We start from the raw sequence: 5621 nt of genomic DNA on the forward strand, positions 1-5621 counted from the left end.
AGGCTATGCCGCTCTTTCAAGGCTTCCAATACCACCTTGGTCTTGAACTTCGGGGTAAACTTTCTTCGTGTCATATTCAGTAAATTTAATGATTAAACTTACTGCCCTAATTTTTGGGGTATCTACAAGCTTTCAAACAAAGGAAATTTTGCTTTCTCGAAATCAAAATAATTTTTTCGAATTTCAAATTGATGGAGAATTAGCTCAACTAAAAGAACAATCTCTTTCTGTGTATTTAAAAGAGAAGTCATTACGTGTTATCATTTGTTAAAAAAAAATAAAATATGAGACAAATTAGTTTAATTAAATTAAGTAAATCGATTGCCTTTTATGTTGAATGTGAAGAGTTATAAAGAAGATGAACGTATATTTACCAAAGGCAGAAGCAATTTATTAGGCTTATATCGAGCCATTAAAAGTTTATGTTTTTATTAAAAATAATTGATATCATTATATGATATTAATAAAAAAAACCGTTTAGTATATAACTTTGTAAATTATTTTATTTTATGAAAAAAAATTTATCAGTAGCATTGTTATTTATAGCTACAATTACCTTAGTAAATGCCCAAGAATGGCAAACAAATTTTGCGAAAGCAAAAGAAAAAGCAGCAAAAGAAAGCAAACCAATTATACTAGTTTTTCAAGGCTCGGACTGGTGTGCACCTTGTATAAAGTTAGATAGAGAAATTTGGAGCACAGAAGTTTTTAAAACCTATGCAGCAAAACATTATGTAATGTTACGAGCTGATTTTCCTAGAAAAAAGAAAAACGCATTATCAGAATCTCAAACAAAAGCCAACGCTACACTTGCAGAAAAATACAACAAACAAGGTTATTTCCCATTTGTGGTAGTGCTTGATTCTAATGGTAACGTTTTAGGCGAAAATAGTTATAAAAAAACAACACCAGAAAATTATATTAAAGAATTAAATACATTTATAAAATAATTTGAAACATCATTTTTTTATATTATTTCTGTCTTTTACATTAGCTTGTATTGCTCAGGAGCCGTACAAACGCACACTCAAATTAATGGGTAGTCGTTTTGATATTACGGTTGTTGCTAACGATTCTGTACAAGGAAACCAATATATTGATACCGCTGTTGCGGAAATTTCAAGAATAGAAAAACTCATCTCATCTTGGGATGGAAATTCTCAAACTTCAAAAATTAATAGAAATGCCGGAATAAAACCTGTAAAAGTAGATTCAGAACTTTTTGAGTTAATAGAAAGAGCCATTGGAATTTCAAAACTTACCGATGGTGCTTTTGATATCAGTTATGCATCAATGGACAACATTTGGAAATTTGATGGTAGTATGACCACTATGCCTTCGGAAGAAGAAATTACAGCTTCGGTATCTAAAGTGGGTTATCAAAATATTATACTTAACAAAGAAAATAGTACGGTTTTCTTGAAATCTGAAGGGATGAAAATTGGCTTCGGTGCCATTGGCAAGGGCTATGCGGCAGATAAAGCCAAAGATTTACTAATTTCAAAAGGAGTGCCATCAGGAATCATAAATGCTTCTGGAGATATGAATACTTGGGGAAAACAGCCCAATGGAAAAGAATGGAAAGTGGCCATTACCAATCCAATAGATAAGAATAAAGTTTTTGCTTTGCTTCCTATTACAAACGAAGCAGTTGTAACCTCTGGTAATTATGAAAAGTTTGTCAATTTTAACGGCACTCGGTATTCACATATCATAGACCCACGAACAGGTTATCCATCTACCGGAATTATAAGCGTAACCGTTTTTGCACCCAAAGCAGAATTGGCTGATGCTCTGGCAACGTCCGTTTTTGTAATGGGAAAAGAAGCGGGATTGGACCGTATCAATCAATTGCCAAAAATAGAATGCATCATTATAGATGATAAAGGAAATATCACAAAATCAAAGAACATAGAAATCGATAAACTATGATGAAGAAAATAATAATGCTCACTATGATTACGTGCTTCTTTAGCAGTTGCGTAGTGGTTAAGGAATATGAGAAGGTTAATATAAATGACCCAGATATGGCACTCGCAGATAAGAAATGTGACCGTAATGTAACAACTGCACATTCTTATAGAGAAGCTGCCGTTGGGGCAAACGGAGGAAAAACTGGAGGAGGCTGCGGCTGTAATTAAATCAAAATTTCAATTGAAAAAATTTATTCTTTTTATGTGTGTATTCGCTTTTGCGAAAGCGTACTCTCAAACTAGTCAAGACTCAACCAAAGTCTATAAAAAACGTGTATTAGAAACTGTTGAAGTAGATTTTTTATCAAGCTATTATAGTCAAGATGGAGATAACGCAGCGGTAAGCGGTGGTATCGGGACTGAAGAATTGACTGATGTTACAGGGACATTTGTAGTCTCTATTCCTTTAAATGATGATGATGTATTAACAATTGATGCAGGTGTATCGGCATACACCTCTGCTTCATCAAGTAATGTGGGGCCTTTTGATGATGGTCCTGCAGACCCTTTTCAAGCGTCATCAGGTGCATCAAGTAGTGACTTGTGGGCGAATGTAACAGGAAGTTACAGTCATAGTTCTGACGACCGAAACGATATTTGGTCTGCCAAATTATCGGTATCCACTGAATACGATTACTTTTCGGTAGGTGTCGGGGGTAGTTATACCAAACTTTTTAACGAAAAAAACACTGAAGTTAGTGTAAACGGGAATGTATATATAGATACCTGGAACGCTATTTATCCTACAGAATTGAGGCCGTTTGGTGCTGGTGGAGATGGATTGAATAATCGTTTGTTTACCCAAAATACCATAACAGGAAATGCCAATTATAATCCGAGGTTTGAGCCTTTTGATAGTGAAGGGCGTAATTCCTATTCCTTAGGCTTTGGTTTCTCGCAAATTTTACATAAAAATGTACAAGGTTCATTGGCGTTAGATTTTGTGCAACAACAAGGGTTGTTGTCTACACCATTTCAACGCGTCTATTTTGGAGATGTAGCCGATTCCTTTATTGATGATTTTCAGCTTGCAGATGCTATTGAGCGCTTGCCCGATTCAAGATTTAAAGTAGCTGTAGGTGGTCGTTTAAATTGGTATCTCAATGAAACCTTTACAGTAAGAACCTTCTATCGTTATTATTTTGACGATTGGGGAATCAATTCACACACTGCAAGTATTGAAGTGCCAGTGAAAATTACCGATAAGTTTACGCTGTATCCTTCTTACAGGTTCTATAATCAAACCGCAGCCGATTATTTTAACCCATACGAAGGTGCTTTGTCCACAGATGAGTTTTACACTTCAGATTATGACCTTTCGGAATATTCGGCAAATCAATTTGGGTTTGGAGTGTCTTACACAGACATTTTTGCGAAAGCCCATCTCTGGAAATTTGGACTTAAAAGTATAGACCTGAAATTCTATCAATATGATAGGGATACCACATTTAGTTCTAGCATCATTACAGCAGGATTTAAGTTTGTGATGGATTAACTCAAGATTTATAAAATGATAACTGTCTTGTGGTTTTTAACCACAGGGCAGGAAAACTATACCTTATGTATGAAGAAATTAATAATAATATTTGCTGTTTTTGCAAGCTTTTTAGCAAATGCGCAACAGGGAATTATTGAGCCTGTTACTTGGAATTCTAAAGTGCAAAAGATTTCTGATACCGAATATAATATTATTCTAACGGGTAGTATTGATGAAGAATGGCACGTTTTTTCTCAATTTACTAATGAAGATGGTTCTTTACCTTCGGTATTAACTTTTAAAAATAGTGAAGGGAATTATGAACTGGTAGATAATGCAAAAGAAGGTGAAACCGTAAAGGCATTTAACGATATTTTCGAAGTAGAGGAAACCTACTTTTTAAATAAAGCCCAATTCACACAGCGTATAAGCTTACTTTCAGAAGGTGTAAAACAAGTAAATGTTCATTTGGAATATCAGGTATGTAAGGACGTCTGTATTAACAAGGAAGAAAATTTCATTATAAACTTGGACGGGACTAAAGCTGAGCTTACTAATGTAGTATTAGACGAATAAAGTAAAGCACTCTCTAATAGTTTGCTATTAGATTTAAAGCACAAAGAACGCTTACAATCCGGTTCAGATGAAATCACCACAGAAGGTAATTTATGGAAAATTTTTGCACTTGGCTTTTTAGGCGGCCTTGTAGCGTTGCTCACCCCTTGTGTGTTTCCTATGATACCACTTACTGTATCTTTTTTTACCAAGCAATCCGGTAATAAAAGTAAGGGAATCACAAATGCCATTTTATATGGAGCTTTTATAGTCATTATCTATGTGGGCTTAAGTGTTCCATTTCATTTTTTGGATTCGGTAGACCCGGAAATTTTAAATACGATATCTACAAATATTTGGCTCAATGTTATATTTTTTATCATATTCATCTTTTTTGCTTTTTCATTCTTTGGTTATTACGAATTAACATTGCCTAGTTCCTGGTCAAATAAAATGGATTCCGCTTCTAGTGCTGGTGGTCTAATAGGAATCTTCTTTATGGCGGTAACACTCGCTTTGGTTTCTTTCTCGTGTACAGGACCCATTTTAGGCTCGCTATTGGCAGGTTCGCTAACTAGTGCTGGTGGTGCGTTTCAACTTACCGCAGGAATGACTGGATTTGGTGCTGCACTTGCGCTACCATTTGCACTATTTGCCTTGTTTCCTAACTTGTTGAAATCCTTACCAAAATCTGGCGGATGGTTAACCACAGTAAAAGTGTTATTAGGTTTTGTGGAGCTAGCATTGGCCTTTAAATTCTTATCAAATGCGGATTTGGTAGCACATTGGGGAATTCTTAAACGAGAAGTTTTCATAGGTATTTGGATGGTCATATTCCTGTTAATGGCATTATACTTCTTTGGTGTTATTCGCTTTCCACACGATGGCAAAAAGAAATTGAGTTTCCCAAAAATTTCATTTGCCATATTAGTGGTTGCGTTTGTCATTTATCTAGGAACGGGACTTACTAAAAATTCACACCTAAAATTGTTGGCAGGGTTTCCGCCACCTACATTTTACAGCCTATATGAACAAGAATCTGATTGTCCACTAGGGTTAGACTGCTATAAAGATTTTGATGAAGGTCTCGCTTTTGCGAAAGCGAATAACAAACCTATTCTTTTAGATTTTACAGGATGGGCTTGTGTTAATTGTAGAAAGATGGAAGAAAATGTTTGGAGCGACCCAAAAGTTTATAAACTACTAAAGGAAAACTATGTTTTAATTTCACTTTATGTAGACGACCGCAAAGCACTCTCTGAAGATGAGCAATTCAAAATAAAACTTAGCGAAAATCATTTAAAATCTATTGAAACCGTAGGCGATAAATGGTCAACATTTCAATATGTAAACTTCCAGACGGCTTCTCAACCTTACTATGTAACTATGAATGCCAACCTTGAAATACTCAACGAGGCAAAACAGTATGCTGGGATTGATGAGTATTATGAGTGGTTAAAGGTTGGTGTTAGGAAGTAGAATTTTGTTTGGGTCTGTAAATTAAACTCTGTCCGATCCATCAATCCCTCTGGGGCTAGCCCCAGAGGGATTGGGATTTAATTCCAAGGGAATCCTCTCCCCAAATTTAATATAAAGTTGCTGGACCACCAGGCTCC

The 5621-nt window shown here is 35.4% G+C and carries 6 protein-coding genes; all 6 read left to right on the forward strand.

The window, feature by feature from the left end:
- The first annotated feature begins 509 nt into the window (after positions 1-509).
- Positions 510-950 (forward strand): thioredoxin family protein, encoded by a 441-nt coding sequence (locus PY092_RS19470; RefSeq protein ID WP_008610842.1) that lies wholly within the window; start codon positions 510-512, stop codon positions 948-950.
- An 85-nt stretch (positions 951-1035) separates the two neighbouring features.
- The gene (locus PY092_RS19475; protein WP_085942217.1) at positions 1036-1932 is read left to right on the forward strand and encodes an FAD:protein FMN transferase; all 897 of its coding nucleotides are present in this window, start codon (positions 1036-1038) and stop codon (positions 1930-1932) included.
- Positions 1929-2141, forward strand: a complete 213-nt coding sequence (locus tag PY092_RS19480) for a DUF4266 domain-containing protein (RefSeq protein ID WP_040879443.1) — start codon at positions 1929-1931, stop codon at positions 2139-2141. Before PY092_RS19475 ends, PY092_RS19480 begins: the two co-directional genes overlap by 4 nt.
- A gap of 34 nt (positions 2142-2175) precedes the next feature.
- The gene (locus PY092_RS19485) at positions 2176-3468 is read left to right on the forward strand and encodes a DUF3570 domain-containing protein (RefSeq protein WP_008610845.1); all 1293 of its coding nucleotides are present in this window, start codon (positions 2176-2178) and stop codon (positions 3466-3468) included.
- Positions 3469-3537: 69 nt separating this feature from the next.
- The gene (locus PY092_RS19705) at positions 3538-4026 is read left to right on the forward strand and encodes a protein-disulfide reductase DsbD domain-containing protein (protein WP_313790244.1); all 489 of its coding nucleotides are present in this window, start codon (positions 3538-3540) and stop codon (positions 4024-4026) included.
- A gap of 21 nt (positions 4027-4047) precedes the next feature.
- Positions 4048-5484, forward strand: coding sequence for a protein-disulfide reductase DsbD family protein (locus tag PY092_RS19490; protein WP_313790245.1), 1437 nt, complete (start codon positions 4048-4050; stop codon positions 5482-5484).
- The last annotated feature ends 137 nt before the right edge of the window (positions 5485-5621 follow it).

Source organism: Flagellimonas yonaguniensis, assembly GCF_029193885.1.
Classification (GTDB): Bacteria; Bacteroidota; Bacteroidia; order Flavobacteriales; family Flavobacteriaceae; genus Flagellimonas; species Flagellimonas yonaguniensis.

Bases quoted from the DNA above. Each gene is read 5' to 3' on its own strand.
- PY092_RS19470 (WP_008610842.1), top strand. From the start codon at position 510: ATGAAAAAAAATTTATCAGTAGCATTGTTATTTATAGCTACAATTACC.
- PY092_RS19475 (WP_085942217.1), top strand. From the start codon at position 1,036: ATGGGTAGTCGTTTTGATATTACGGTTGTTGCTAACGATTCTGTACAA.
- PY092_RS19480 (WP_040879443.1), top strand. From the start codon at position 1,929: ATGATGAAGAAAATAATAATGCTCACTATGATTACGTGCTTCTTTAGC.
- PY092_RS19485 (WP_008610845.1), top strand. From the start codon at position 2,176: ATGTGTGTATTCGCTTTTGCGAAAGCGTACTCTCAAACTAGTCAAGAC.
- PY092_RS19705 (WP_313790244.1), top strand. From the start codon at position 3,538: ATGAAGAAATTAATAATAATATTTGCTGTTTTTGCAAGCTTTTTAGCA.